Genomic DNA, 25,126 nt, shown 5'->3' on the forward strand with positions numbered 1-25,126 from the left:
CAGCCGTCCTGGCAGCGCCTCGTTCACGCGGTCGACTTGGGCTCGGCATCGTTGACATTGACCCGGAAGGCACCTTCGAGAATCTCCTTCTCCTTGGCCTTGACCATGGCGATGACATCGGCCGTCACAAGCTTGGGATCAAGCTCCGAGAGGCTGGCCCCGCCATGCGCCATATAGCTGTAGACGCCATAGTCAGCGGGCTCGAACGTGCCTGCGAGCACGTTGCGGATCACGCGGTCGATAGTGGGCTCCATGTGCCAGAGCGCAGACGCGAGCACGACGCCGGGATACTGTGCGGCGGTGTCTATGACGTTGCCGATGGCCTTGACGCCGCGCTCCTTGGCAGCATCCGTTACACCGAAGCGTTCGGCGTACATGATGTCAGCCTTCTTGTCGATCATCGCAAAGGCGGCTTCCTTCGCCTTCGGCGGATCGTACCAGGAGTTGATGAACGTGACGAAGAACTTGGCATCCTTGTTGACCGAAAGTACGCCATCCATGAAGGCATGCATCAGCCGGTTGACCTCAGGGATGGCAAATCCGCCAACCAAGCCGATGACATTGGTTTTGGTTGCCTTGCCTGCGACGATCCCGGTCAGATAGGCAGGCTCATGGATGAAGTTGTCGAATACGGAGAAGTTCGGCTTCGAGGGCTGGAAGGATGATCCCATCAGATAGGCTATCCTCGGGAAGTCCGCAGCCACCCGTCGTGCAGCACGCTCGACAGCGAATGATTCGCCGACAATCAGGTCCATGCCTTCGGTCGAATACTGGCGCATGACGCGCTCGTAGTCTGTATTGGCGACGTTTTCGGACCACTTGTATGTGATGTCACCGCGGTCCTTGGCGATGTTCAGTGCTTTGTGGATGCGGCTGACCCATTGTTGTTCGACCGGGACCGTGTAGATCGATGCGACCTTCAACGGCTTTGTCTTGGCCTGAGCCAATGCCGCGCCGCCCGTACCGGCCAGCAGCGCCAGTCCGCCCCCAAGCTGAATGACAACTCGCCGATCAAGTCCGCCGCGTGGTTGGTTGTCCTTGTCCATTCCTTGATCTCCCATATTTCTGCCACTCTGTTCTCTGAGCATCGATCGATTCGATCTGGCCTGCAACGCAAAATCCGGGCCTGTCACTTTCCACCAAGGAACATCGTTCCTTTTCATCTGTGCCAGAGGTCCTTGACGCATGTCATCTGCGTCTTCTTGATGAAGCCATGCAGCGCTGGCGCTGCCCTTCGCCGATACCCAGGCGATGCAGATGCACATCGACGAGATATCCCTCCACGTCGCCAAGGGCGCCCATGCGGTGCTGCTGCTCGACCGCGCAGGGTGGCGCACCACCGGCAATCTGCGCTGGCCGAAAAACATCACGCCGATACGGCTGCCGTCACGCTCGCCCGAACTCAACCCCGTCGGGCACGTCTGGCAGTTCTTGCGCGCCAAATACCTCTCGAACCGCGTTTTCGAGACCTGCGAAGAGATCATCGACGCGGCTTGCGACGCGTGGCGAAATCTGATCGCCCTCCCCCAGACAAACATATCGATCGGATCGCACGATTGGGCGCACATCGGTCAATCATGATGACCGTTGGCATCATCCCTTGAAAGCCGGGCTATGGTTCCGGCGCGGTCGTCTCGTCATGGTCTCTCCTGTTCCAGGCATCATGCCGCGTTCAGGCAGAAGATCCACTTCTCCACGCTGTCCAGATTCCCCGAGCCAGCTCTGCCCGCCCGCATGGGGCGATCGGCAACAAGCCTCCGATCTCGTTGCAGATCTTCGACGGCGCATCCAGCCAGACGCCGTGAACAGGCCGGAAACTCCGCCCGCCGGCGGCCCAACAAATGGGACCGGATCAGTCACGGTCAACAACAAGGGCCTTTGAGCTGATCCATGATTTCTGGCGCGCACAGCCGGCTCTCGGAGACGGGGCAGCGCTGTACAAATGGCGAAAATCGGCGCGCGAAACAGCCATTCCCTCAAGTCGACCATGCCCTGCGCCCGAGCCGCTACGTCCGCTGCAGGGCACTGGTTCGGACGGGTGCATCCCATAGCGCCAGCATCTGGCGGTCAGCCATGGTCACGGTGATCGAGCACCCGGCCATCTCAAGCGAGGTGACATAGTTCCCGACCATCGAACGGGCAATCTTGACGCCGTGCTGGCTGATGATCGCGGCGGCGTTCTCGTACATCAGATAGAGCTCCATCGCCGGTGTGCCGCCGAAGCCGTTGACGAGCACGATGGCGCTGCCCTTGGCGCTCTTGCCGAGATCGCCAAGGATGGCCTCGACGATCTCGGCCGCGATCACACGCGCGGGCTCAAGCTTCACCCGCCGCCGTCCCGGCTCGCCGTGAATGCCGACGCCCATCTCCATCTCGTCATCGGCGAGCTGGAATGTCGGGTTGCCGGCGGCAGGCACAGTGCAGGAGGTCAGCGCCACCCCCATGGAGCGGGTGCGGGCGACGACCTTGTCGCCAAGCGTCTTGAGCGCGTCGAGGCTCATGCCCTGTTCGGCCGCGGCACCGACGATCTTCTCGACAATCATCGTTCCGGCGACGCCGCGCCGTCCAGTCGTGTAGGAGGAATTCTGCACGGCGACGTCGTCGTTAACGATCACGGTCTGGATGTTCTGCGCCGCCATCTCGCGCGCCATCTCGAAGTTCATCACATCGCCTTCGTAATTCTTGACGATGAACAAGCAGCCGGCTCCGGTATCCACCGCCTCCGCCGCAGCAATCATCTGGTCGGGCGTGGGCGAGGTGAAGACTTGTCCAGGGCAAGCGGCATCGAGCATGCCAACGCCCACAAAACCCGCGTGAAGCGGCTCGTGGCCGGAGCCGCCGCCGGAAATCAGCGCCACCTTGCCGCGCTTCAGGCGCGTGCGTCGAATAAACTTGCGCTCCTCGCCCATGGCCACGATGTCGGCGTGGGCGCGCACGAATCCGTCGAGGCTCTCGGCAAGAACCGTATCGATTCCATTGATCAGCTTCTTCATCACTGTCCTCCGCCTTTGTCCTTGCTGTCACCCTTGCTGTCACCCTTGCCGTCACTCTTGCCGTCACTCTTGGCCGTGACGAGGCGCGCGACGCCTGTGATGAACGTGTCGAGCAGTTCATCGAACGTGTGGTTCTTCTCGTCACTGCCGAAATCCGGCAGCACCAGATGAGCATGCCGGCCACGCGCCCGGTTGGAGACTTCGACAAGGCTGCGCGGGTGAGCCCTGTGATATGCCTCCATGAAGGCGACACGCTCGACGGGCGAGAAGTGGCAGATCTCGAAGATCGTCGCGACATGCCGCGCCGGAACAGGGATCGCATAAGCAGGATTGGCGATTTGCGTTATGAAGCTGCGGTTGCGTTTCAAGGCGTCGGCCAGGCGCTGGCGCGTCCCCGACGGCCGGCGGTCCAGCACATCGCGCAGAATGCCCTTGTAGGCGGCGACAAGGTCGATCTTGTCATCCGGGGCAGGAGCCGCCTCAACCATGGCCATCTCCCAGCGTGACGCCCGCCAGGGCGCGCTTGGCTCCGGCCAGCAGCCTGGGTGACATCGACAAGGTGCGGATGCCATGCCTGAGCAGGAGCGGAATCATTCGCTCGTCACCGCCTGCGTCGCCGCAGAGCGAAACCTTCACACCGTTGCGCGCGCCATGTTCGGCGACCATCCCGATCAGCCTGAGCACGGCGGGATGACCCGGATCGGCAAGGCTGGCCACATCTGCGATATCGCGCCCGCATGCCATGACGTATTGCGTCAGGTCGTTCGAACCGATCGACAGGAAAGCTGCGTTGAAACGTTCAAGCGTCAAGGCGGCGGCCGGCACTTCCACCATCATGCCAAGCTTCGGCATGCGGTGCGCCACGCCCTCCCTTCGCAGGCTGTCGCAGGCTTCCGCCAGCAGGGCCCGGCTCGCCTCCAGTTCCTCGGGAACCGAAACCATCGGGATCATCACCTCGACATCGCCGAGCGCAGCCGCCCTCGCCAGAGCCCGCAGCTGTGGCAGGAAGACATCCTTGCGCTTCAGGGTCAGCCGAACGCCGCGCACCCCGAGGAATGGATTGCTTTCGCCCGTCGGTGTTAATCCGGGGATCGGCTTGTCGCCGCCGGCGTCAAGCGTTCTGAAGGTGATGGGGCGGCCCATCGCCCAGCGGACAATCCGGGCATAGATATCCGCTTGGGCATCCTCGCTGGGCAACGCCTTGCCCTCGAACAGAAGTTCCGTGCGCACAAGGCCGATGCCATCGCAGATCGCCGGATCAAGCTTGTCGAGTTCAGAGGGGTCGGCGATGTTGATGAGCGTGCTGATCCGTGTTCCGTCACGGGTGAGTGCCGGCTTGTCCAGATAGGTCGCGGCTTCCACGGCGCGCTGTTCGCTGGCATTGCGGTCGCGCAAGAACAGCTCCTGCTCGGCGGGCGACGGATCGACGACGACCAGGCCGCCCAGCGCGTCGATCAGCACCTCGCGTCCAGCAAGGTCGTTGGCTGGAAGTCCCACGATCATCGGGACGCCACGAGAGCGTGCCAGCATCGCAACGTGGCTGGTGGCGCTGCCCTTGCGCAGCAAAATGGCGCCGCCCTCCCACTGCGCGCTCAGGAATCGTGTGGGCGTGATGTCGTCCGCGAGCACGATCGAGCCGGGTGCAAGGGCGGCTTGGGACGAGCCGGTCAAGGCGTCCAGCACCCGCTCGCGGATGTCGGCAAGATCGCTGGCGCGGGCGCGGAAGTATTCGTCATCTGACGCCTCGTATCCGGATATCTCGAGCGCCATTGCGGCGGACCATGCCATATCGGCCGTCTGGCCATTATGGATGGCTGCAAAAGCGCCTTCCGCGAGCGCGTCGTCCCCGAGCATCGCCACCTGGAAAGCGAGCATGTCGGCGGCTTCACCTTCGGCGTTCGCCGCCAAAGCGGCGATCTCCCCGGCAGCTGTCGCAATCGCGGATGTCAGCGCCTCAGCCTCCGCTTCGCTGCCGGCAGCCTTGCGCCGGGGCGCCCGCCGAACGTCAAGAATTGCGACAACGCCGGCAGCAAAGCCGGGTGACGCACACTGACCCTTGATGCGGCTGGACGACATTCCGGGGTCCTCAATGCTCGTCGAACTGGCGGTTGATCAGGTCGAGCACCGCGCTCAATGATGTCTCCGCGTCCGGACCGCTCGTCCGGACATGCAGCGTCGCGCCCTTCGCAGCCTTCACCCGCATGACCTTGACCGGGCTCTTGGCGTCGACCCAGGGTCCGTCTGGCGCCAAGGCGAACTCGACCGGCCCGGTAAAACGCTTGGCGAGTTGCGTCAGCTTGACTGACGGGCGTGCATGCAGGCCAACCGCATTGGTGAGAAGCGCCGATCCCGTCTTCATGCCGCCATCCTCTCCTGTCGTCATCCGCACCGTGTCAGTCATGACCCCAGTTCCTCCGCCGTGCGCTTGACGTCCTCGAGCGAAGAGCCGCCGGAGCTTTCTGTCGCCGCGATCACCGCGCCTTCCACAAGAGGCGCGTTGCAGACCACGATGCGGCGGCGCCTGTCCTGAGGCATGAACTCGGCCGCCATCTCGCTATTGGTTTCCGCGCCGCCGAGATCAACCAGGATCGCCACGCCGGCCTCGGACCAGGCAGTCTCGATTGCAGCCATGATGGCCTCGACCGAAGTCCCGAGCTGTCCGTCCGGATTGCCGCCGGTATAGGCCAGCGGCACACTGTCGCCAACCATCTGACGGACCATATCGGCCGTGCCTTCGGCTATCTTGGGTGAATGGGACACGATGACGATGCCGACATTGCTCATGCCGCATCTCCGACGTGGTCGCAGATGGTGGCAATGATCAGGGCGCTGGAGCGCGAGCCAGGATCCATGTGTCCGATCGAGCGATCGCCAAGGAACGAGGCCCGCCCGCGGGTGGCCTTCAATGGCATTGTGGCATCAGCAGCGGCCAATGCCGTCACCTTGATCTCGGCGGCTGATTTCCCCGCGCTCAGCGCTTGGCTGGCCGGGATCAGCACATCAAGCATGGTCTTTTGACCCTGTTCGGACTTGCCTCGCGCCGCAACGCCTGCAACAGCGGCCGCGAAGGCTTGTGCAAGGTCGGCCCGGCCGGGTTCTGATGGCAGTGCCTTGCCCATTTCCATCGCCAGCGTGCCGAAAAGCGGCCCGGATGCGCCGCCCACCTTCATCACCAGGAGCATGCCGACGGCCTTCAGAACCTCGCCCGGCGGCTTGCCGGCCAGCTTTGGCAATTCCGCCAGAACAGCTTCCATGCCGCGTTTCATGTTGAGGCCGTGGTCACCATCCCCGATGGCCTGGTCGAGCGCGGTCAGATGTTCAGCTTCGGCGATGATCGCCCGAGCGACAGTGGTGATCAATAGTTCCGTCATCAGCATTTCACCCTGCAATTCGTTGTCCGTCAGCGCCAAAGAACAGCGGTCTGGCCAGTTCGATACTGACCTGATCGCCGACGTCCAGGCCGCTGTCGGGGTCAGCGAGGGTGACGATGTCGGCCTCGCCAAGCGTGACATGAAGATGATTCTGGTCTCCCAGATGCTCGACCCACTTGATCGAGCCAGAAACGCCGCGCCGCGTCGCATCGGCCTTGCTCAGACGGACATGCTCGGTGCGGGCGCCGATGATTGCGGTGTGCCGCGGCATGACCATGTCCCCAAGAAGTGCGCGGGGCAAAAGGTTGATCGCTGGCTGGCCGAGCCGTGTGGCCACATAGGTGCTGGCCGGGTTCTCGTAAATCTCGCGTGGCGTGCCGATCTGCACAAGCCTGCCGCCCTCCATAACCCCGATGCGCGATGCCATGGTCATCGCCTCGATCTGGTCATGCGTCACGTAAAGTATGGTGGCGCCCATGTCTTGCTGGATGCGCTTGAGTTCAAGCCGCAGTTCCGAACGGAGCTTGGCATCAAGCGACGAAAGCGGCTCATCCATCAGGTAGATGTTGGGACGGCGCACCAGGGCCCGACCAATGGCGACGCGCTGCATCTGGCCGCCGGACAGGCGCGTGGCAGAGTTGGCCAGCTTGTCTTCAATGCGTAGAATCCTGGCAATGTCGGTGACGCGGCGCTTAATCTCGTCCTCAGGCAGCTTTCGCAAGGGCGAACGCAGCGGGAAGGCCAGGTTGTCGTAGACAGTCAGGTGCGGGTAGAGCGAATACTGCTGGAACACGAATGTCGTATCACGCTGGGCCGGTTCGGCGCCGGTGACATCCTGTCCGGCAATCAGCACCTGCCCTGCATCAGCCCGCTCCAGTCCGGCAATGAGCCGGAGGGTCGTCGTCTTGCCGACACCGGTCGGACCCAGCAGCACCACGAACTCACCGTTGGCGATGGTGAGGCTCAGGTCATCAACCGCGACAGTATGCTTGAAGCGCTTCGAGACGCCGTTCAGCACGACATCGGCCATCAGAGCGGCCCTCCATCATGCAGCGCCGTGGAGATGGCGCGGCCCGTGTCGCGGGCGAAAATCGAGAGCTTCTCGGGCCGGAAGCTGAGCCCAAGCCTGTCGCCGGCCTTGATGGGCACGTCCGATGGCAGGCGCGCCCTCACCTGTCCCTCGGCGGTGTTGATGGTCACCACCTGGGTGGTGCCCAGATACTCCGAGCCGAAAACCTCTCCGCGGACCGGTCCGTCCTCGCTGATCCGGACATGTTCTGGCCTGACACCAAGCACATAATCGGCCGCCGGCATGCTGGTCCTGAGTTCGGGCACCCGCTGACGCCCCAAACCGATGGTGATCTCGCTGACGCCGCTGGCCAGGTCGCCGCCGAAGCTCAGGAAGTTCATCGGCGGCGATCCGATGAAGTCCGCCACGAACATGGTGGCGGGCCGGTCATAGATCTCCTGCGGCGAGCCGAACTGCTCGATCACGCCCTGATTCATCACGGCGATCTTGTCCCCCATCGACATGGCTTCGAGCTGGTCATGGGTGACATAGACCGTGGTGGCTTTCAGCCGGTCATGCAGCGCGCGCAACTCGCCGCACATGATGTGACGAAACTCGGCATCAAGCGCGCCCAGCGGCTCGTCCATCATGAAGGCGGCCGGCTCGCGCACGATGGCACGGCCTAGCGCCACACGCTGCCTGTCTCCCGAGGAAAGGCCGTTCACGGGCCGGTCGAGCAGATGGTCGATGCGCAAGGTGCGGGCCGCCTCGGCGATACGCTTGTCGATCTCCGCGCGATCCATGCCGATATTCTTCAGCGGATAGCTGATGTTCTGCCGCACGTTCATGTGGGGATAGAGCGCGAACAGCTGGAAAACGAAGGCGATGTCCCGCTGTGAAGCGGGCTTGAAGGTCACATCCTCGCCTGCAAGCCTGATCTCCCCCGAGGTCGGCAGCTCAAGACCTGCGATCATGCGCAGCGTCGTGGTCTTCCCGCAGCCAGAGGGGCCGAGCAGGCAGAAGAACTCGCCATCATTGACGGTGAAGGTCGAGCTCTTCACCGCGGCGAATTCACCGAACGACTTGTGCAGATGGGTCACGTCGATGGTTGCCATCAGCCTATTCCGGAAACTTGGAGCCGATGATGAACAGCAATGTGCCCGCCAGCGTCACCGCGAAAGACCAGCTGTAGAGCGTGAGCGACAGGGGCTGCATCAGCATGATGACGCCGCATGCGATCAGCGCCGTGGCAAGGTTTTCCGCGACGGCGCGCGGCGAGATGCGCTTCCTCGGCGGAACCACCTGGGGTTTGTAGGGGATCATTTGCGCACTGCCCCGAATGTGATCCCGCGCAGCAGGTGCTTGCGCAGCAGCACTGTGAACACGAGGATCGGGATCAGGAACAGCGTGGTTCCAGCCGCAACCGCTGGCCAGTCCTGCCCGCCCTCACCGATGATGATCGGGATGAAAGGCGGCGCAGTCTGCGCATCGCCAGAGGTCAGCAGAACGGCAAAGGCATACTCGTTCCAGGCGAAGATCATGCAGAAGATCGCCGTTGCGGCAATGCCGGTAGCCGCTTGCGGGAGCACGACTTTTCTGAAGGCCTGAAGCCGCGTGTAGCCATCGATCATCGCCGCTTCTTCGTACTCGCGCGGGATTTCATCAATGAAGCCCTTGAGCAGCCAGACGGCGAGCGAAACGTTCACTGAAGTGTACAGAAGGATCATCCCGATCCGGGTGTCCTGCAAACCAAGCTCGCGGTACATCAGGTAGATCGGGATCGCGACAGCGATCGGCGGCATCATCCGCGTCGATAAAATGAAGAACAGCAGGTCGTCCTTGAGCGGCACCCGAAAGCGCGAGAAGCCGTAGGCGGCGAGCGTGCCCAGAAACACCGCGAGCGCCGTCGACCCGAAGGCGATGATGACCGAATTGGCGAACCGCGGGATGTACTTGGACTCTGACACCACCACCATGTTCTTTGCCCGTGCCTGGCTTTCGCAGACACCTTGTGGCGCCGGCAGCGTGGCCATGTATTCTGGCGTCTGCCGCGAGCGCGTGGTGAACAGGTTGCAGAAGCCTTCGATGGTTGGCTCGAAATGCACCCATGGCAGGACCTTGGGCGGGTAGGAGATGGAATCCTGCGGGCTCTTGACCGAGGTCAGCACGATCCAGACCAGCGGGATGATCGTCAGGACCGCATAGAAAACGACAATGACGCCAGCGATGCGCTTGGTCGCGCGCGACGGCTCGACGATGGAATAGGCCGTGCTGTTGCCGCTCATCTTGCTTTCACCCGGTTGAGGGCCCGCACATAGATGTTGGCCAGACCGAACACCGTCACGAACAGGATGATGGCGAAGGCTGAGGAATAGCCGGTGCGCCATTTCTCGAAGGCCTCACGCTTCAGCGTGATCGAGGCGACCTCCGTGGTCGAGCCAGGCCCCCCCCCGGTAAGGAGGTTGACCATGTCGAACATCTTGAAGTTCTCGATACCGCGAAAAAGCACGGCCAGCATGATGAACGGCATCGCCATGGGCAGCGTGATCGTCCAGAACTGCCGCCATTTGGACGCCCGGTCGACCTCGGCTGCTTCATAAATGTAATCGGGGATCGAGCGCAGGCCGGCGAGGCAGATCAACATCACGTACGGCGTCCACATCCAGCTATCGACCAGCACGATGGCCCAGGGAGACAGCTGCACGCTGCCCAGCATCTGGAATGACGACGGGGGAATGCCGGAGACGAATGACACCATGTAGTTGAACAGGCCGATTTGCGGCTGGTAGAGAAACGTCCAGAAATTGCCAACCACGGCAGGCGACAGCATCATCGGCAACAGGATCACTGTGGTCCAGAAGCCCGAGCCGCGAAACCTGCGATCAATCAGCCAGGCCAGAAGAAAACCCAGCACCGTCTGGATCACGATGGTGGCAATGACGAAACGGGCCGTGACCTGCATGGCAGCCCAGATGTCGGGATTGGTCAGAATGTCGTTGTAGTGAGCCAGGCCCACGTCACGCAGCGGAGCGTTCGGCCGGTTCGCTCGATAATTGGTGAATGAGAGCTGGATCGTCCAGATCAGCGGAAAAATGTTGATTGCCAGCAGAAGAGCGATCGTCGGCGAGATGAACAGCCAGGCGATGGCCTTGTCGGACAAGCCGCGAACCTTGCCAGCAAAGGCGGGGGGCGTGGCGTGCGCAGCCTTGTCCATCAAGGTAGCGGGGTTGGGTGGGGCGTTCATGGGTCTGACTTTGTTGCCTGTTCCGGGCGCGTCCTCCCGAACCTCTTCCAGTTCAAACTCGAAGGAAGAGGTTCGGGGTCGCAGCCTGGCTGGATCATCCTTCGCCAGCCTCAGGATGAAGTTCGTACCGTGGTCGACAGCAAGGCGCTCAGAGCTTGCCGTCTTCCTTGAAGACTTTTGTCCAGTCCTGGATCATCAGGTCAAGCGCCTGCTTGGCGGTGCCCTGATCAGCCACGACATAGTCATGCACACGCTTTTGCATCGCTAGCAGCAGCGCTGCATAGGATGGGTCAGCCCAGAAATCCTTGACCTCTCCCATGGCAACCAGGAAGTCGGCAGCGAAGGGGGCGGTGTTCTTGAAGTCTGGATCGTTCAGCACGGACTTGTGCGCCGAATAGCCGCCAAGCGACCACCACTTCTTCTGGACATCAGGTGCAGCGAACCACTTGATGTAGGCCAACGCCTCGGCCTGGTTTGGCGAATAGGCTACGACGGAGATGCCCTGCCCGCCCAACTGCGAACCCTTCTTGCCGCCTTCGCCGGGGTTGACGAAGAAGCCAATCTTGTCGCCGCCGACAGCCGGGTCCTTGAATAGGCCGGGGAAGAAGGCGAACCAGTTCATCTGCATGGCCACCTGGCCCGATTTGAACGCGTCAAGGCCTTCCTGCATGTAGGCATTGGTGTAGCCGGGCGGCGTGCAGCACTTGTAGAGCGACTTGTAGAACTCAAGGCCGGCAACCGCGCCAGGCGAGTTGACGAAGCCTTCCATGGCATAGGGCTTCTTCGGATCCTGGTATTCGAAGCCGAACGGGTACAGTGCGTTGGCCACACCCATTGTGATGCCTTCGGAACCGCGCTCGGTGAAGATCGCAGCGCCATATACCTTCTTGCCGTCAATATCCCGGCCCTGGAAGAACTCGGCAATCTGCTTGAGTTCGGTCTGCGATTTCGGCGGGGCGAGATCACGGTTATGCTTGGCCTTGAATTCAGCTTGCAGGGCTGGCCGTGAGAACCAGTCCTTGCGGTATGTCCAGCCGAGCGCATCACCCATTGCCGGCAACGCCCAGTAATTCGGCGAATTCTTCGGCCATTCCGAATAGCCGGTCACAGTCGCCGGCATGAAGTCATCCATCTTGATGCCTTCTTTGGTGAAGAAGTCATTCAGCTTCACGTAGTGCTTGTTCTCGGCTGCGCCGCCGATCCACTGCGAGTCGCCGATGATCAGGTCGCACAGGCGGCCCTTCGAATTCAATTCGTTGAGCATGCGGTCAGCAAAATTCGGCCAGGGCACGAATTCGAACTTCATGTTGACGCCGGATTTGGCGGTGAAGTCCTTTGACAACTCGACCAGCGCATTCGCAGGGTCCCACGCCGCCCAGCAAAGTGTGATGGTCTTGCCTTGAGCCTGCGCCTGACTTGCGCCGATGACGGGGGCGGACATAACGGCCGCCACGGCCAGACCTGTCGCCAGACTTGCTGCTTTCAATCTTTTCATTCTGCTCTCCTCCATGTGGTGCACGGTTTTGTATCCGCGCTCCGGCCTTCATTGCCCGCGACGCCTCGTGCGTCCGGCACAATTCTGCGTTTCACCCTTGATCCACACGCCGCTTGAAATGCGGCCGATTGTTTAGTCAATCTGTTTAGTAAAATGTAATCAACTAAACATGACAAGCCTAATTGCCTGCTGCGTCGCAACAAAAATATTGTGCGTCGCAGCGCTCCGTCTGGAGCGGAAGCGCAGTGATCGGGTTGCCTGATGCGGGTCAAACCGGCTCATGCTGGCCTTTGCTCGCTTGGTCGTCATGGACAATCGAATGTCCGCAAACACGATTGCACGCCCAAACCGGCACGCCAGGAAAAAAGGGCGCGAAGCGGACGAAAATCGCCGGCCTTGGCGCAACGAGGCCAGCGTCAGCCGCTCAGGCGCGGGAACTCTGAACAGCTGCAAAGGGGCCGCTGTATCCACGATTGGCCATCCATGCACCAAGGCCATGGCCGGCTGCTGGCAGAACAGGCCGCGCGCGTTCATCGCACGCGCGGCACGGGCTTTGTCACGTGCACTGCAATTGAAGGATGATGGTCCACGGAACCCGTGATGATCACCTTCTTGAACGAAAAGCGCCATCGCTTGCCGCCCGGAATCATCAATTGCGCTGTGGGGCTGTGCTTTCGTTTCTCCTTGTTCCCCGTCAGCGTGACCGGGACGGATCGGGTGATCTGGGGAAGGGAGGCTTTCGGGTCCATCGTATCGCCAAGGAGCGACGATGAGACACAAGGAGATAGTGCCCGCCAGCTCGGCGCAAGAAGCGGTCAAGGATATCCGGCGGGCAACATGTCGGCACTGTTCGGCCAAGGACAAGATCCGGATCGTGCTGGAGGGCCTGCGGGGCGAGGAGATCATCTCCGGGCTTTACCGATGAAAAGGGATGGCCGCTTCGCAGTACGACGGCTGGTCGAAGGAGTTCATTTAGGCCGGCAAGCGGCGGCTCGCCGGCAGTGCGAGCAAGGACGCATCGAGCGTCTGCTTCTTGTACGGGTAGACTGCGACCTTCCCGCTCTGCCACTCCCGCGCGGTCTGATTTCTAACACTGGGCCATTCGCACCGGGCGGCCAGATGTCATCTCCGGCACGCCGGTTCCGCCCCCCCACCAGCGAAGCGACGCCGCCCGCTCTCGACAATGCCTTCGGACTCCTCCATCGTTCGTCAAGGATTGTGCACACTCTGCATGCGGCGATGCGGCTTGCGGATCGTGCGGCGAAAGATCGGCAATGCAGCACCATATCGGGATCAACGACCGCCCGCCCATTGTCGATCCCGTGTTGCTGGAGATCATCCGCGGCGCCATCGGAACCGCCCAAAGCGAGATGGAGGCGCTGATCGAGCGCACGGCTATCTCCGCCTTCATCCGGGAAAAAAAGGACTTCTACACGGCCCTGTTTGATCGCGACGGGGTCATGGCCGTTGGCTCGATGATACCGATCTTCGGGGACATGACAGGTCCTGTTCTCGCACGGTTCCCGGCGGACACGATGAAGCCAGGCGACGTCTACTGGTATAATGACTGCTACGGCTCGCGGGGCGCCATCTCCCATTCCAATGACCAGGCGCTGATAGCACCGGTGTTCAGAGCGGGCCGCCGCGTCGCGTTCGTGATGGCATGGGCGCATTTTGCGGATATCGGCGGCCTGCGGCCAGGCTCCATCAGTCCCGATGCGACCGACATCATGCACGAAGGCATCATCGTTCCGCCCACGAAGCTCATTGATGCGGGCGCAACGAATGAAGCGGCGCTCGCCATCTTCCATCGCAATTCACGCTACCCCCAGCAGAGCATCGGCGACATGAAGGCGCTGATGGCCAGTGTGGAGCTTGGCACGCGCCGGATCGACGAAATCGTCGGGCGCTTTGGCGCATCCGCATTTCAGGCCGCGCTGGTTCAACTGCTCGAGCGCACGCGTCAGCTGGTGCGGCGGCGACTGACCGAGACCTTCGCCTACGGCACGCATCGCTTCACGGACGCCATCGATTCTGATGGTCATGGCTCCGGACCGTTCAAGCTGCGCTTCGCCCTCACACGAGAGAAGGCGGCCGATGGCACGGATCGATTCATCTTCGATGCGACAGAAACCGATGATCAATCCTTCGGGCCGATCAATTTCCTCATGAACCCCGGCGTGCCGGGGATGGCGCTGGGGCTCTACTATCTCGGTGGCGACCCCGCGCAGGTCTGCAATGCTGGAGGGCCACAGGCGCTGGACGAGGTGCGCCTGCGGGAGGGATCGCTTCTCTGGCCGAAATGGCCCGCAGCGCTCGGCATGCGCGGGCTGACCATGATGCGGGTTCTGGCTGGCCTCAATGGCCTCGTGAACGTGGCCGGCGGCGGAGCGCCCGCAGCACATTCGGCCTATGTCATCACGATCATGCGCGGAACTTACCGGGACGGGGAGGGCGCCATACAGTCTTTCCTCCTCGCAGACGGCATCGGCGTTGGCTACGGCGCGCGCCCGACCGCCGACGGGATCGATGCGGTCTACTTTGTGGCGCAGGAGAACTACCCGGTCGAATTTCTTGAGCTGGGCTATCCGGTGCGATTGCGTGCTTACGGCATCGTGCCGGACTCCGGCGGGGCGGGCCGACATCGCGGCGGCTGCGGCATCCTGCGGGAATACGAAATCCTGGCGGAAGAGGCGCTGTTGGGCATCCGCATCGACAGCGTCAAGAACCCGCCCTGGGGCATCGCGGGCGGCATGTCGGGCGGTTCGGGCAAGGTCGTGGTCAATCCCGGCATGCCAAATGAGCGCGTGCTTCCGCCGCTGTCCGACGGGCACACGCTCACGCGTGGTGACATCCTGCGGATCGAAACCGGCGGGGGAGGGGGGCACGGCCACCCCTTTGACCGCCCGCCGCAGGAAGTGCTTGACGATGTGCTGGGCGGCTATGTCAGCGCCGACGCAGCCCGGCGTCTTTATGGCGTGGCCATTGCAGATGACGCGGTGGACGAAGCCGCCACTACGGCCTTGCGGCTGAACCGGCCCGCCGTGAAGGGCTTCCACCGGATGGAGTATGTCGATGCCCTCACCTGAGCCGGGGGCCGCCGCATCAGGCCTTGCGGTCGCCGTGGACATCGGCGGCACGTTCACGGATGTGGCACTACAGGACCGCGCGACCGGTCAGGTCTGGCGGGCGAAGACCCCAAGCGTTCCGTCGGATCCGTCCGAGGCCTTCGTTCGGGGCGTTGGCCTGGCGCTGGGCCAGGCGGGCCTTGACGCGAGCGCGCTCGACCGAGTGTTGCATGGCACGACCGTCGCCACGAACATGATCCTTGAGAACAAGGGCGCGAAGGCGGCCCTGATCACCACGTCGGGATTCCGTCACGTGCTGGCTATCGGGCGGCAGGACATTCCGCGCCGCGCCAACCTCTATGCCTGGGTGAAGCCTGCCCGGCCTATCCCCGCCATGCGTGTGCTGGAGGTGCGCGAGCGTATCGCGGCAGGTGGTGCCGTGCTTGAACCCCTCGACGAGGCGAGCGTGCGCGAAGCGGCGGCGGCATGCCGGCGCATGGGGGTGACGGCTGTCGCGATCTGCCTCCTGCATTCCTATGCCAACCCGGTTCACGAACAGCGCGTCGCCAGCATTCTGGCGGATGAGTTGCCCGGCCTCACGATCACGACATCAACCGATGTCCTGCCTGTGGCGCGCGAATACGAGCGTACGCTGGCAACCGCCCTGAACGCCGTCGTCACGCCGGGTGTCGCCAGCTATCTCGCGCGTCTGGAAGCGCGGCTCGATGATCTGGGCGTGGATGCGCCGCTACTCTTGATGCAGTCCAACGGCGGCGTGGCCGGCGCATCGCGCATTCGTTCCGCAGCCATCACCACGGCTCTCTCGGGCCCGGCCGCCGGGGTGGTGGGGGCGCGGGAGGCCGCGGCGGCCGCAGACATCGCCAACATCATCACCGTTGATATCGGGGGCACCAGCGCCGACATCTGCCTCATCAAGAACGCTCGCATCGGTCTGACGCAGCATGGACAGGTGGGGGAGTGGCCGCTGCCGCTGCCCATGGTCGACATGGTGACGATCGGCGCGGGCGGCGGCTCCATTGCGCGGCTGCGCAACGGTGCGTTGGTCGTCGGCCCGGAAAGTGCGGGCGCCATGCCCGGACCCGCTGCCTACGGTCGCGGCGGGACCAGCGCCACGGTCACGGACGCGCATGTGGTCCTCGGCCATTTGCCATCGAGCCTGCTCGATGGCGGCATGGGACTGGACGCAGAGGCCGCGCGGCGGGTGATCCGGGACACGATCGCAGAGCCGCTGGGCCTGAGTTTGGAAGCCGCAGCCGAGGGCATTCTTGCCATCGTTGACAACAATATGAGGGGTGCCTTGCGCATCGTCTCCGTGGAGCGGGGCCACAACCCGGCCGATTTCGCGCTTGTGCCCTTTGGCGGCGCGGGTCCTTTACACGGCTGCGCGCTGGCGCGCCTGCTGGGCGTCAAGCGCGTGATGATCCCGGTCGCGCCCGGCGTGCTGTGCGCCGATGGGCTGCTGGCTGCGGACATCAAGGCTGAGTTCAGCCGCACGCTGCCGCGCGCCGGTGCGGTCGACATGGCAGCGGCGGAAGCCGTCTTTGCGGAGCTGGAAGCGCAAGCGGCAGCCTGGCTCACGACCGAACGCGTCAGCCCTGAGCGGCGCGCGACCACGCGCGTCGCCCTGATGCGGTATCGGGGGCAGGGTGGGGAGGTGGCAACATCCTGGGCAGGAAGCGCGGCCGCGCTGGAACAGGCGTTCGTGGCTCAGCACCGGGCGCTTTACGGCTTCACGCTCGACGCGCCGGTCGAATGCGTGACGCTCCGTGTCGAGGCAGTGGGGAAGGTGGCGCAGCCGCCACGCGAAACCCCGCGCTCCGGCCTGGGCGCGACATCCACTGCTTCCCAAGCCATGTATCTTGCCGGACAATTCTCCGACGTCCCGGTTTATTCAAGAGCTCACCTTGGTAGCGGTGACAGCTTCAAGGGGCCGGCCATCGTGACGCAACTCGACGCCACAACGCTCGTTCAGACGGGCTGGCAGGTCGAGGTCGTGTCCAGCGGAGCGATGATCATGACAGATAGCCAATGATGGACAGCATGTTGACAAAGGTTCTCGCCCATATCGACGCGCATCGCGATGGCTATGTCAGGCGCGTCATGGACTATGTCCGCCATCCTTCGATCAGCGCGCAGGATATCGGCATCGCCGAGGTGGGCGCGCTGCTGCTCGAGATGCTGCAGAAGCTTGGGCTGGAAGCGGAATCAATTCCGACCGAGCGTCACCCGATGATCCTCGGACGATGGCATGGCAAGCCGGGCGCACCGACCGTCATTCTCTACGGCCACTATGACGTGCAGCCGCCCGAACCGCTTGAGTTATGGCTGAGCCCACCCTTTGAACCAACGATCCGCGACGGCCGCATATGGGCGCGCGGCATTGGCGACAACAAGGGCCAGCACTTTGCGCAACTCATGGCGATCGAGGCCCATCTCGCCGTGACCGGCTCATTGCCGTGCAACGTGATCGTTCTGCTGGAGGGAGAGGAGGAGATCGGCAGCCCCCACATCGCCGATTTCGTGCGCGAGCACCGCGCCAGGCTGAAGGCGGACCTCGTGGTGACTGCCGATGGCCCGCTGCACACTTCCGGCCTGCCGATCGTGACATTTGGCGTGCGGGGGGTTGCCTCCTTCGAACTGCGCGCCCGCACGGCGACCCGAGATATGCATTCGGGCAACTACGGCGGCGTGGCGCCCAACGCGATCTGGACGCTGGTGCATCTGCTGGCCACCATGAAGAACGCCGCCGGCGAGATCACCATCGACGGCCTGCATGACAGGATCATTCCGCCAACCAACGCCGAGCGGGAGGCTGCCGCGACCCTGCCGCTGGACCTTCCCGGGATCATGGGCGACCTCGGGCTCGCTCGCCTTGACGCACCCGTCGAACGGCCCTTCTACGACCGGCTGATGTTCCACCCGACGCTCACCATCAACGGCCTGCACGGGGGCTATGGCGGGCCGGGCAGCAAGACCGTGCTGCCCGCCCACGCCATCGCCAAATGCGACATCCGCCTGGTGGAGGCCATGACGCCGGACGACGTGTTCGCCTGTGTGGCGGCGCATGTGGCGAAGCACGCCCCGGAGGTCGAGTTCGTGCCGCAAGGCGGCATGCTGCCATCAAAAACCTCGGTGGAATCGCCTTTCGCCCCAGCGGTTGTCGCAGCTTGCCGTCTGGGCAACGGCGTCGAGCCGCTCCTGTTCCCGGCCCTGGGCGGCAGCCTGCCGGATTATGTCTTCACGAAAATCCTGGGGTTGCCTGCCTTCGGCACGCCCTACGCCAATGCCGATGAAGCCAACCACGCGCCCAATGAGAACCTGAGCCTGGATTGCTTCCACAAGGGGATCAGGACCGGGGCCGCGCTGTTAAGTGAGTTGGGCCGGATGCAGGCTTAAGGCGACGGAAGGCTTCAATCCGCCGATGCGACCAACACCTTGCCGATGGCGGTTCCGCTTTCCTGCAGGGCATGGGCATCTGCCGTGTGTTCCATGGGAAAGATCCGCGCGATCATATGGGTCAGCAACCCACCGGACAGAAGCTCCGTGACGTGCCTGATGCCTGCACGGGCCCGTCCGTGCGTCAGCAGCATCCCCTGGACAATATGGATTGTCACCGCCCTGGATGCGAAGGCGTAGTATGGAAACAATGGCTCACGGACACGGCTGGATGAATAGCTCGCTATGATTCCATGTGGCTGGATGACGGCCTGATCCAGGGCAAGGTTGGCTCCGAAATCCACCTCAATGATGCGGTTGACGCCCCGTCCAGAGGTAAGCTGCATGATGTGCGCGCTTGCATCTGCCGCGCGGTAATCGACCGTAGCCCTCGCGCCCAGGCGCATTGCGATCCCGGCCTTCTCGGGGGAGCTTGCCGAGGCGATGACATCCGCACCGCCGAGCACCGCAATCTGGATGGCGTAGGCCGCCACGGCGCCGGCCCCGCCCTGCACAAGCACTGTCTGACCGGCCACAGGACCGTCGCGCAGCACCGCGTCATGGGCTGTCATGAACGGTACGCCAAGGCAGGCACCGACATCAAATCCGACGCCATGAGGCAATGGCACGGCATGGTCTTCATGGACAATCGCATACTCCGCCGCAGCCCCCGCGCCAGCGTAAGCGTCCGAGGCATGCATGACCCACACCCGCTCGCCGATGCGGGCCCCGGACACGCCGGAACCGACGGCGGCGACGACACCAGCGCCGTCCGAATGAGGAATGACCCGCTCCGCGGGCAAGCTTCCGCCTGTCCAGCCCGAGCGTTTCTTCACATCATGTGGATTGACGCCCGAAACCAGGACCCGGACCAGGACCTGATCGGGCCCAGGCTGCGGGCAGGCCAGATCGCCCAACCGAAGGACGTCCGCTGCCACGCCGCATTTCTCGTACCATACCGCCCGCATCCTCCGAGGCATGGCGATCAGGCCAACGCCCTGTCGATGATCTTCGCGGCCTCCCTGAGCGCGCCGAGATAACGATTCTGCCCGCGCAGCAGCTGTGTCTTGACAAAGCCGGCCTGCACGGCATCCGCGGCGGCGAGATCGCGGGCAGCGGCCAGTATTGGCAAGGGAGGGGCCGCATAAGCCGGATCATGCCGGAAACGGACTTGATTCGTGAAGTTGATCGGCACCAGCACCCGGGCAAGGCGCATGAGCGCCTCATTGGCCTTTGTCTCGCTGATGCTCTCCTTGCCGATCTGCGCGTAGAGCTGGCTCAGTTTCACCGCGAGGGCCTGCGTGGCCCGATCCGCCGGGGACAGGTCGAAAGCCTTGCCCGCGGCCTTCTGATAGCTTGCTATGGTTGCCAGGAACTCGGCTGCCGCTGCCCGCCAGTCCACCGGCAGATACGCTGCATTGGCATGGCGCAGGACCGAGAGAAGATAGATCCGCATGTCCGTCATCAGCACGGATTTGTCGGCGATTTCGAGCGTGTCGTTCTCCGTGTGCCAGGCGATGTTTCCGCCGCAGCCGGAGACGGCGTAGTAGTTCTTCTGCGCCCGCAGATCATCCGGCATGGTGGACGACAGCATGTAGTAACTCGAGATTCCGATATTGTTGAACGAGTAGTCTCCCGCCTGGTTCGGACGTTTGAACTTCGGTTTCTGGCCCGCGATTTCAGAGATGATCTCGCTGACATGCCCATGGGCCTCCGGCATGCAGGTGGTCTGATGATAGCTCGTGGCCCAGCGGCAACCGGGACTGTCGCAGTTGATCTGCGCGACGCAGGCCTCGTCGAGATCTTCCGCGAAATGGTCGGCGAACCAGGTGGAGCCAGCATAGCGGCCCGTGGAGTGGCCGGGCCACCAGGCAATGCACACGGACCGGCGCAGCTCCGCGCGGTTCTTGTTCAGCACCCGCGCCAGTTCCAGAAGCGTGGCGTCGCCGGTGGCGTTGTCGCCAATGCCGACCTCCCAGGAATCGTAATGCCCATGGACCAGCACGAACCGATCCGGCTCCGTGGCGCCGGGAATGGTGACCACAGGCACCTTCTGCGGAAACCAGCCCTCCAGCATCTCCGTGAAGACCTTGGCCGACTGACCTGCCCTGGCGGCCGCGATCAACTCCTGTCCGTCGGGATCGCTGACGGCAACGACCGGTATTTTCGGCTTGCGCGGCAGGTCATCAAGATCGGGAGATCCCCAGATCGTCGTGCAGGTTCCCCAATGGATGTCGATGCCGGGATTGACGGCAATGACGGCCCTTGCCCCCCATTCCTCCAGCAGCGAGCAGGTGCCGGGGTTCGCGAAGCCGTTCAGGATGGCGATCTTGCCGCCGACCCGCGTCGGACCATCCGCGCCGCCGTCCTTGAAGATCTCCTTTGGATCACGGGTGTAGGACCGGAATCTCTCCTCGTCGGCATCCATGTAGACCAGCTCGCCCGAAAGCCCGCCGGGGACGGAGACGGACATCGACGGCGGCTTCGCCCGGAAGGTCTTGCGGCCAAGCTTGACCGAGGCGCTGATCGGCACCGACAGGAAGATTGTGGGCTTGTGCATCTCGAACGGGATGCCGAGTTTCTTCAATCGTCGGCCAATAGCGTCGGCCCCCTTGTTCACATCGTCGGGCATCCACCGGTGCAGGGTCGAGAAGGTCTCGACAAGCTCCCACGGCGTATCCAGCGAGATATCGGCCAGGATGGCTTTCTCGACCTTTGTCAGCGGCATGTGATGCACTCCCCCGGGCGTTTCCTGAATTGCGTCATTGCAATGCTGCTGCGGCGAGCGACTCCGCCTCGCGGAGTGCGGCGATGTAGCGGTTCTGGCCGCGCACCAGCTGCGTCCTCGCGAAACCCAACTTTACCTTGTCCATGCCCTTCAGCTGTGTCGCAGCGGCAAGGGTGGGCAGCGGTTGAACCGGCGTCGCTGGATCGTGCCGGAAGCGCGGACCGGTCGTGTAGTTGATGGGCACCAGAATGCGAGCGAGCTTCTGGATGACGGCATTGGCCACGCCGGGCGCGACCTTGCCCCTGGCCGCCGCCTTGTGAAATCGGTCGAGCGTGCCGGCCAGATGTTCCGTTGCGGACACTGCATCGGAGAAATCGAAGGCCTTGCCGGCGGCCTTTTGATAGCCTGCTATGGTTTCACTGAACTCCTCGACCTGCGCCCGCCAGTCAAACGGCAGAAGTTCAGCATCGGCAATTCCCGCCACAACCTCGCAATAGACCTTGATATCGCGCAGCAGAATGTCCCGGTCCGCGATGTCCAGCGTGTCGTTCTCTGTGTGCCAGGCAATGTTCCCGCCGCATCCGCCCACGGTGTAGTAGCCTTTATTGGCCCTGAGTGCATCCGGCATGGTGGAGGACAGCATCAGCAGGCTGGACAGGCCGATATTGTTGAACGAGTAGTCGCCCGCTCGGTGCGGTCGCTCGCCGTGGCTGTCCAATCCGGCCACGGCCTTGATGACGGAGCGCGCGAAGCCCTCCGTCTCCTTCATCCAGGATACATCCTTGAATTCGGTGGCCCAGCGGCAGCCCGGACTGTCGCAGTTGACCTGCGCCACGCAATTCGCATCGAGATCGAGCGCGAAGTGATCGGCAAACCAGGTGGAGCCGGCGTAGCGCCCGGTGGAATGTCCGGGCCACCACGCGATACGAACCGAGCGCCGCAATGCGCCGGCGTGCTTCGCCAGCACCCGCGCGATCTCCAGCATTGTCGCATCGCCGGTTGCATTGTCGCCCACACCCACGTCCCATGAATCATAATGGCCATGCAGCAGCACGAATTTCTCGGGCTCGACGGAGCCTCTGATTTCGGCAACCGGAACCTTCTGCTTGAACCAGCCCTCTTCGAGATGGGCCTTCATGGTGATCTTCTGGCCCGTGCCGGCCAGCTTGATCAGCGCATTGCCATCCGCATTATTGACCGCAACGACGGGAATGCCGGGCTTGCGCGGCAGATCATCCAGATCGGGTGTTCCCCAGATGGAGGTGCAAATGCCCCAGTGGACGTCAACCCCCGGATTGACCGCGATGACGCCGACGGCCCCGGCCAACTCAAACTCGCGGATCTTCTGGGGAAAGGCGAAGCCTTCCGAAACCGCGATGCGGCCCTTGAGCTCCGCCATGTCCGTGACGATCTGGTTGCGGTGGAACAGCTTGCCAATGGATTTGGAATAGGCCGCCGGCACATAGGCCACCTCCGCCGTCACGCCCCCGGTTGCCACCGCATAAGCCGGGGGCTTGGCCCGCATCACCGTGCCACCGACTGTGACCGATGCGTCGAACGGGATCGAGAGGTAGATCGCCGGTTCATGAACGGTGACGGGGACACCATGCTCCTTGAGCCGCTTGACGATCATGTCTGCGCTCTTGTTGACATCCTTGGGCTGCCAGCGCGGCGTCCTGGCAAAAAGTTCCACCAGCTCCCAAGGGGCATCCAGAGTGATGTCCTTGAGGAGCGACTGGTGCGTTTTCATGGTGCAAATCCTCTTCGGTGCTCAGACGAGATGGCAGGCTGCTCGCCGATCCGGGGCAACCGGGCGCAACGCCGGCTCCTCCTCGGCACAGCGCGCAATGGCGACAGGGCAACGTTCGCGGAAGGCGCAACCCTTGGGCTGTCCTCTGGCATCGGAAACATTTCCGATGATCGGCAGGGGCGCCCTTGACTGATCGACGCGCGGCACGGGCACGGCCTGCATGAGGGCGCGCGTGTAGGGATGTTGCGGTGAATTGAGCAGTTCCGCCGTCGGACCTTCCTCGACGATGCGGCCGAGATACATGACCAGCGTGCGGGAACAGACGTAACGCACCAGGGCGAGATCATGCGAAATGTAGAGTGCGGCGAGGCCAAGCGACACTCTGACGTCGCGCATGACGTTGAGAACGCCGGCGCGGACGGACACATCCAGCATGGATACCGGTTCATCCGCCACGATGAAAGCGGGTTCAAGCACCAGCGCCCGCGCCAGGACGATGCGCTGGAGCTGCCCGCCCGAAAGCTGGTGCGGGTAAAGACCTTCGAAGCGGGCAAGGGGAGGCAGCTTCACCTGGGCCAGCGCCTTCTCCACCCGATCGCGATGCGTGGCGCGTTCGGCCCCCGTATTCACCAGCGGTTCCGCCAGCACCCGCTCGATCGTGAAGCGCGGGTTCAGCGCGTCGAAAGGATTCTGGAACACCAGCTGCGCACGCTTACGGAATGTGATGAGGGCTGCACCCGTGAGACCGGCGATCGGCGCGCCGTCGAATACGATGTCGCCAGCGGAAGGCTCTATCAGCTTGAGCAGAAGGCGACCGGTGGTGGTCTTGCCACAGCCGGATTCTCCTAGCAAACCGATGCTCTCGCCGGGCTGGATGAGGAGATCCACCTGGTTGACCGCATAAACATCCGCCCGCACCTTGGCGAACAGATCGGAGAGACGCTGAGGCGGCGCGAAGCGTTTGGAGAGACCGCGCGCCTCCACCAGCGCTGGGGTGGCGGTCACGCCGGCAGCCATGTGGCGGTCTCCCTGGCCCGGGGCCTCAAGGCCTCCGCTTCGTTGGCGCGATGGCAGGCGATTGCCGCGCCATCGGCGTCCCTCAGTGTGACGGGATCATCCACCGCGCACCGCTCCAGCGCGAACGGGCAGCGCGGCTGAAAGCGGCAACCGGCTGGCGGCGATGCGAGGTCGGGCGGACTGCCGTCAATGGGGACAAGCTCATTTGCCGCGCCCTCCAGATCCGGGAACGCATTGGTGAGCCCCATCATGTAGGGGTGGCGCGGATGCTCCAGAACCGCGCCGGTGGAGCCATCCTCGACGATGCGGCCTGCATACATCACCACAACCTTGTCGCTCACATAGGCGACCACGCTGATGTCATGCGTCACGAGGATCATCGACAGCGAGAGCTTGCGCTGCAGATCGCGAATGACATCGAGGATTTGGCGCTGGACGATGACATCGAGCGCCGTGACTGGTTCATCGGCGATGACCAGGCTGGGGTTCAGCGCCAGCGCCATCGCGATGGCGACGCGCTGGCGCATGCCGCCGGAGAACTGGTGCGGATATTCATCGAGACGTCCCGGATTGAGCCCCACCATGTCGAATAGCTCTGCGGCGCGAGCCCGGGCGTCGTTGCGGCTCTTGCCGCCACGCTCCACCAGCACCTCCTCGATCTGATGGCCAATGCGGTAGACGGGGTCCAATGAATTCATGGCGCTTTGCGGAACAAAAGAAATCTCCCGCCAGCGCATGTCCAGCCAGTGCCGTGGCGGCGCCGCCACGAGATCGCGGCCCTTGAACACGAGTTCGCCGCCTGCAATGCGCGCGCTCTGATGCAACACGCCGGTTATCGAGCGCGCCACCGTCGTCTTGCCGCAGCCGGATTCGCCCACCAAACCGACGATCGTCCCCTTTGGCACGCTGAAGCTCACCCCATCGACAGCCCGGACTACGCCGCGCGACGTCCGGTATTCGATCGCGAGGTTTCTGACGTCGAGGACCGGCTCCAC

24 protein-coding genes are annotated in these 25,126 nt (G+C 63.2%); 5 read left to right on the forward strand and 19 right to left on the reverse strand.

What is annotated here, in order from left to right; genetic code table 11:
• Window positions 1–23: 23 nt before the first annotated feature.
• Window positions 24–1,061: a BMP family ABC transporter substrate-binding protein gene (locus tag HEQ16_17990; protein ID MCO4055894.1), complete on the reverse strand. Its 1,038-nt coding sequence runs from the start codon at window positions 1,059–1,061 to the stop codon at window positions 24–26.
• Window positions 1,062–1,257: 196 nt separating this feature from the next.
• Here HEQ16_17990 and HEQ16_17995 point away from each other — a divergent pair, with 196 nt between their 5' ends.
• Window positions 1,258–1,581, forward strand: a complete 324-nt coding sequence (locus tag HEQ16_17995) for a hypothetical protein (GenBank protein MCO4055895.1) — start codon at window positions 1,258–1,260, stop codon at window positions 1,579–1,581.
• 425 nt (window positions 1,582–2,006) lie between these two features.
• On the opposite strand, the gene dhaK is transcribed toward HEQ16_17995, so the two are convergent.
• The 13 genes from dhaK to HEQ16_18060 form a co-directional block, all read right to left on the reverse strand.
• A complete protein-coding gene (gene dhaK / locus HEQ16_18000) occupies window positions 2,007–2,993 on the reverse strand; it encodes a dihydroxyacetone kinase subunit DhaK (protein MCO4055896.1) in 987 nt (328 codons plus the stop codon).
• Window positions 2,993–3,481 (reverse strand): hypothetical protein, encoded by a 489-nt coding sequence (locus HEQ16_18005; protein MCO4055897.1) that lies wholly within the window; start codon window positions 3,479–3,481, stop codon window positions 2,993–2,995. Before HEQ16_18005 ends, dhaK begins: the two co-directional genes overlap by 1 nt.
• The gene (gene ptsP / locus HEQ16_18010; GenBank protein ID MCO4055898.1) at window positions 3,474–5,069 is read right to left on the reverse strand and encodes a phosphoenolpyruvate--protein phosphotransferase; all 1,596 of its coding nucleotides are present in this window, start codon (window positions 5,067–5,069) and stop codon (window positions 3,474–3,476) included. Before ptsP ends, HEQ16_18005 begins: the two co-directional genes overlap by 8 nt.
• A 10-nt stretch (window positions 5,070–5,079) precedes the next feature.
• On the reverse strand, window positions 5,080–5,376 hold the full coding sequence (locus tag HEQ16_18015) for an HPr family phosphocarrier protein (protein MCO4055899.1): 297 nt from the start codon (window positions 5,374–5,376) through the stop codon (window positions 5,080–5,082).
• A gap of 14 nt (window positions 5,377–5,390) precedes the next feature.
• Window positions 5,391–5,777, reverse strand: coding sequence for a PTS-dependent dihydroxyacetone kinase phosphotransferase subunit DhaM (locus HEQ16_18020; GenBank protein MCO4055900.1), 387 nt, complete (start codon window positions 5,775–5,777; stop codon window positions 5,391–5,393).
• Complete coding sequence (dhaL, locus tag HEQ16_18025) at window positions 5,774–6,370, reverse strand: dihydroxyacetone kinase subunit L (protein MCO4055901.1); 597 nt, start codon at window positions 6,368–6,370, stop codon at window positions 5,774–5,776. Before dhaL ends, HEQ16_18020 begins: the two co-directional genes overlap by 4 nt.
• Window position 6,371: 1 nt before the next feature.
• Window positions 6,372–7,394, reverse strand: a complete 1,023-nt coding sequence (locus HEQ16_18030) for an ABC transporter ATP-binding protein (GenBank protein MCO4055902.1) — start codon at window positions 7,392–7,394, stop codon at window positions 6,372–6,374.
• Window positions 7,394–8,488, reverse strand: a complete 1,095-nt coding sequence (locus tag HEQ16_18035) for an ABC transporter ATP-binding protein (GenBank protein ID MCO4055903.1) — start codon at window positions 8,486–8,488, stop codon at window positions 7,394–7,396. The genes HEQ16_18030 and HEQ16_18035 overlap by 1 nt, the downstream gene beginning before the upstream one ends.
• Window positions 8,489–8,492: 4 nt before the next feature.
• On the reverse strand, window positions 8,493–8,696 hold the full coding sequence (locus tag HEQ16_18040) for a hypothetical protein (GenBank protein MCO4055904.1): 204 nt from the start codon (window positions 8,694–8,696) through the stop codon (window positions 8,493–8,495).
• On the reverse strand, window positions 8,693–9,658 hold the full coding sequence (locus HEQ16_18045; GenBank protein ID MCO4055905.1) for a carbohydrate ABC transporter permease: 966 nt from the start codon (window positions 9,656–9,658) through the stop codon (window positions 8,693–8,695). The genes HEQ16_18040 and HEQ16_18045 overlap by 4 nt, the downstream gene beginning before the upstream one ends.
• Window positions 9,655–10,617, reverse strand: coding sequence for a sugar ABC transporter permease (locus HEQ16_18050; protein MCO4055906.1), 963 nt, complete (start codon window positions 10,615–10,617; stop codon window positions 9,655–9,657). The genes HEQ16_18045 and HEQ16_18050 overlap by 4 nt, the downstream gene beginning before the upstream one ends.
• A gap of 148 nt (window positions 10,618–10,765) precedes the next feature.
• On the reverse strand, window positions 10,766–12,112 hold the full coding sequence (locus HEQ16_18055) for a carbohydrate ABC transporter substrate-binding protein (protein MCO4055907.1): 1,347 nt from the start codon (window positions 12,110–12,112) through the stop codon (window positions 10,766–10,768).
• A gap of 159 nt (window positions 12,113–12,271) precedes the next feature.
• Window positions 12,272–12,742 carry a hypothetical protein gene (locus HEQ16_18060; GenBank protein ID MCO4055908.1) on the reverse strand — a complete coding sequence of 157 codons (471 nt, stop codon included), beginning with the start codon at window positions 12,740–12,742 and terminating at the stop codon, window positions 12,272–12,274.
• 139 nt (window positions 12,743–12,881) lie between these two features.
• Here HEQ16_18060 and HEQ16_18065 point away from each other — a divergent pair, with 139 nt between their 5' ends.
• The 4 genes from HEQ16_18065 (at window position 12,882) to HEQ16_18080 (ending at window position 18,597) form a co-directional block, all read left to right on the forward strand.
• A complete protein-coding gene (locus tag HEQ16_18065; protein MCO4055909.1) occupies window positions 12,882–13,037 on the forward strand; it encodes a hypothetical protein in 156 nt (51 codons plus the stop codon).
• Between the two features lie 349 nt (window positions 13,038–13,386).
• A complete protein-coding gene (locus tag HEQ16_18070; GenBank protein MCO4055910.1) occupies window positions 13,387–15,201 on the forward strand; it encodes a hydantoinase B/oxoprolinase family protein in 1,815 nt (604 codons plus the stop codon).
• Complete coding sequence (locus tag HEQ16_18075) at window positions 15,188–17,233, forward strand: hydantoinase/oxoprolinase family protein (protein ID MCO4055911.1); 2,046 nt, start codon at window positions 15,188–15,190, stop codon at window positions 17,231–17,233. Before HEQ16_18070 ends, HEQ16_18075 begins: the two co-directional genes overlap by 14 nt.
• Window positions 17,230–18,597, forward strand: coding sequence for a M20 family dipeptidase (locus tag HEQ16_18080; GenBank protein MCO4055912.1), 1,368 nt, complete (start codon window positions 17,230–17,232; stop codon window positions 18,595–18,597). The genes HEQ16_18075 and HEQ16_18080 overlap by 4 nt, the downstream gene beginning before the upstream one ends.
• A gap of 14 nt (window positions 18,598–18,611) precedes the next feature.
• Here HEQ16_18080 and HEQ16_18085 read toward each other — a convergent pair whose 3' ends face one another.
• From HEQ16_18085 to HEQ16_18105, 5 genes are read right to left on the reverse strand one after another with little or no spacing between them, the layout of a single operon-like run.
• On the reverse strand, window positions 18,612–19,604 hold the full coding sequence (locus tag HEQ16_18085; GenBank protein ID MCO4055913.1) for an NADPH:quinone reductase: 993 nt from the start codon (window positions 19,602–19,604) through the stop codon (window positions 18,612–18,614).
• Window positions 19,605–19,621: 17 nt separating this feature from the next.
• A complete protein-coding gene (locus HEQ16_18090) occupies window positions 19,622–21,364 on the reverse strand; it encodes a M28 family peptidase (GenBank protein MCO4055914.1) in 1,743 nt (580 codons plus the stop codon).
• A 34-nt stretch (window positions 21,365–21,398) separates the two neighbouring features.
• Window positions 21,399–23,114, reverse strand: coding sequence for a M28 family peptidase (locus tag HEQ16_18095; protein MCO4055915.1), 1,716 nt, complete (start codon window positions 23,112–23,114; stop codon window positions 21,399–21,401).
• A 21-nt stretch (window positions 23,115–23,135) separates the two neighbouring features.
• Window positions 23,136–24,131, reverse strand: coding sequence for an ABC transporter ATP-binding protein (locus HEQ16_18100; protein MCO4055916.1), 996 nt, complete (start codon window positions 24,129–24,131; stop codon window positions 23,136–23,138).
• Window positions 24,116–25,126, reverse strand: coding sequence for an ABC transporter ATP-binding protein (locus tag HEQ16_18105; GenBank protein ID MCO4055917.1), 1,011 nt, complete (start codon window positions 25,124–25,126; stop codon window positions 24,116–24,118). The genes HEQ16_18100 and HEQ16_18105 overlap by 16 nt, the downstream gene beginning before the upstream one ends.

The sequence above is a fragment of the Bosea sp. (in: a-proteobacteria) genome (assembly GCA_023910605.1).
Classification (GTDB): Bacteria; Pseudomonadota; Alphaproteobacteria; order Rhizobiales; family Beijerinckiaceae; genus Allobosea.

Bases quoted from the DNA above. Each gene is read 5' to 3' on its own strand.
- HEQ16_18085 (MCO4055913.1), bottom strand. From the start codon at position 19,604: ATGCGGGCGGTATGGTACGAGAAATGCGGCGTGGCAGCGGACGTCCTT.
- HEQ16_18055 (MCO4055907.1), bottom strand. From the start codon at position 12,112: ATGAAAAGATTGAAAGCAGCAAGTCTGGCGACAGGTCTGGCCGTGGCG.
- HEQ16_18100 (MCO4055916.1), bottom strand. From the start codon at position 24,131: ATGGCTGCCGGCGTGACCGCCACCCCAGCGCTGGTGGAGGCGCGCGGT.
- HEQ16_18075 (MCO4055911.1), top strand. From the start codon at position 15,188: ATGCCCTCACCTGAGCCGGGGGCCGCCGCATCAGGCCTTGCGGTCGCC.
- HEQ16_18015 (MCO4055899.1), bottom strand. From the start codon at position 5,376: ATGACGACAGGAGAGGATGGCGGCATGAAGACGGGATCGGCGCTTCTC.
- dhaL (MCO4055901.1), bottom strand. From the start codon at position 6,370: ATGCTGATGACGGAACTATTGATCACCACTGTCGCTCGGGCGATCATC.
- HEQ16_18070 (MCO4055910.1), top strand. From the start codon at position 13,387: ATGCAGCACCATATCGGGATCAACGACCGCCCGCCCATTGTCGATCCC.
- HEQ16_18005 (MCO4055897.1), bottom strand. From the start codon at position 3,481: ATGGTTGAGGCGGCTCCTGCCCCGGATGACAAGATCGACCTTGTCGCC.
- HEQ16_18020 (MCO4055900.1), bottom strand. From the start codon at position 5,777: ATGAGCAATGTCGGCATCGTCATCGTGTCCCATTCACCCAAGATAGCC.
- HEQ16_18065 (MCO4055909.1), top strand. From the start codon at position 12,882: ATGAGACACAAGGAGATAGTGCCCGCCAGCTCGGCGCAAGAAGCGGTC.
- HEQ16_18090 (MCO4055914.1), bottom strand. From the start codon at position 21,364: ATGCCGCTGACAAAGGTCGAGAAAGCCATCCTGGCCGATATCTCGCTG.
- HEQ16_18040 (MCO4055904.1), bottom strand. From the start codon at position 8,696: ATGATCCCCTACAAACCCCAGGTGGTTCCGCCGAGGAAGCGCATCTCG.
- dhaK (MCO4055896.1), bottom strand. From the start codon at position 2,993: ATGAAGAAGCTGATCAATGGAATCGATACGGTTCTTGCCGAGAGCCTC.
- HEQ16_17990 (MCO4055894.1), bottom strand. From the start codon at position 1,061: ATGGGAGATCAAGGAATGGACAAGGACAACCAACCACGCGGCGGACTT.
- HEQ16_18045 (MCO4055905.1), bottom strand. From the start codon at position 9,658: ATGAGCGGCAACAGCACGGCCTATTCCATCGTCGAGCCGTCGCGCGCG.
- HEQ16_17995 (MCO4055895.1), top strand. From the start codon at position 1,258: ATGCACATCGACGAGATATCCCTCCACGTCGCCAAGGGCGCCCATGCG.
- HEQ16_18030 (MCO4055902.1), bottom strand. From the start codon at position 7,394: ATGGCCGATGTCGTGCTGAACGGCGTCTCGAAGCGCTTCAAGCATACT.
- HEQ16_18060 (MCO4055908.1), bottom strand. From the start codon at position 12,742: ATGGCGCTTTTCGTTCAAGAAGGTGATCATCACGGGTTCCGTGGACCA.
- HEQ16_18035 (MCO4055903.1), bottom strand. From the start codon at position 8,488: ATGGCAACCATCGACGTGACCCATCTGCACAAGTCGTTCGGTGAATTC.
- HEQ16_18050 (MCO4055906.1), bottom strand. From the start codon at position 10,617: ATGAACGCCCCACCCAACCCCGCTACCTTGATGGACAAGGCTGCGCAC.
- HEQ16_18095 (MCO4055915.1), bottom strand. From the start codon at position 23,114: ATGAAAACGCACCAGTCGCTCCTCAAGGACATCACTCTGGATGCCCCT.
- ptsP (MCO4055898.1), bottom strand. From the start codon at position 5,069: ATGTCGTCCAGCCGCATCAAGGGTCAGTGTGCGTCACCCGGCTTTGCT.
- HEQ16_18080 (MCO4055912.1), top strand. From the start codon at position 17,230: ATGATGGACAGCATGTTGACAAAGGTTCTCGCCCATATCGACGCGCAT.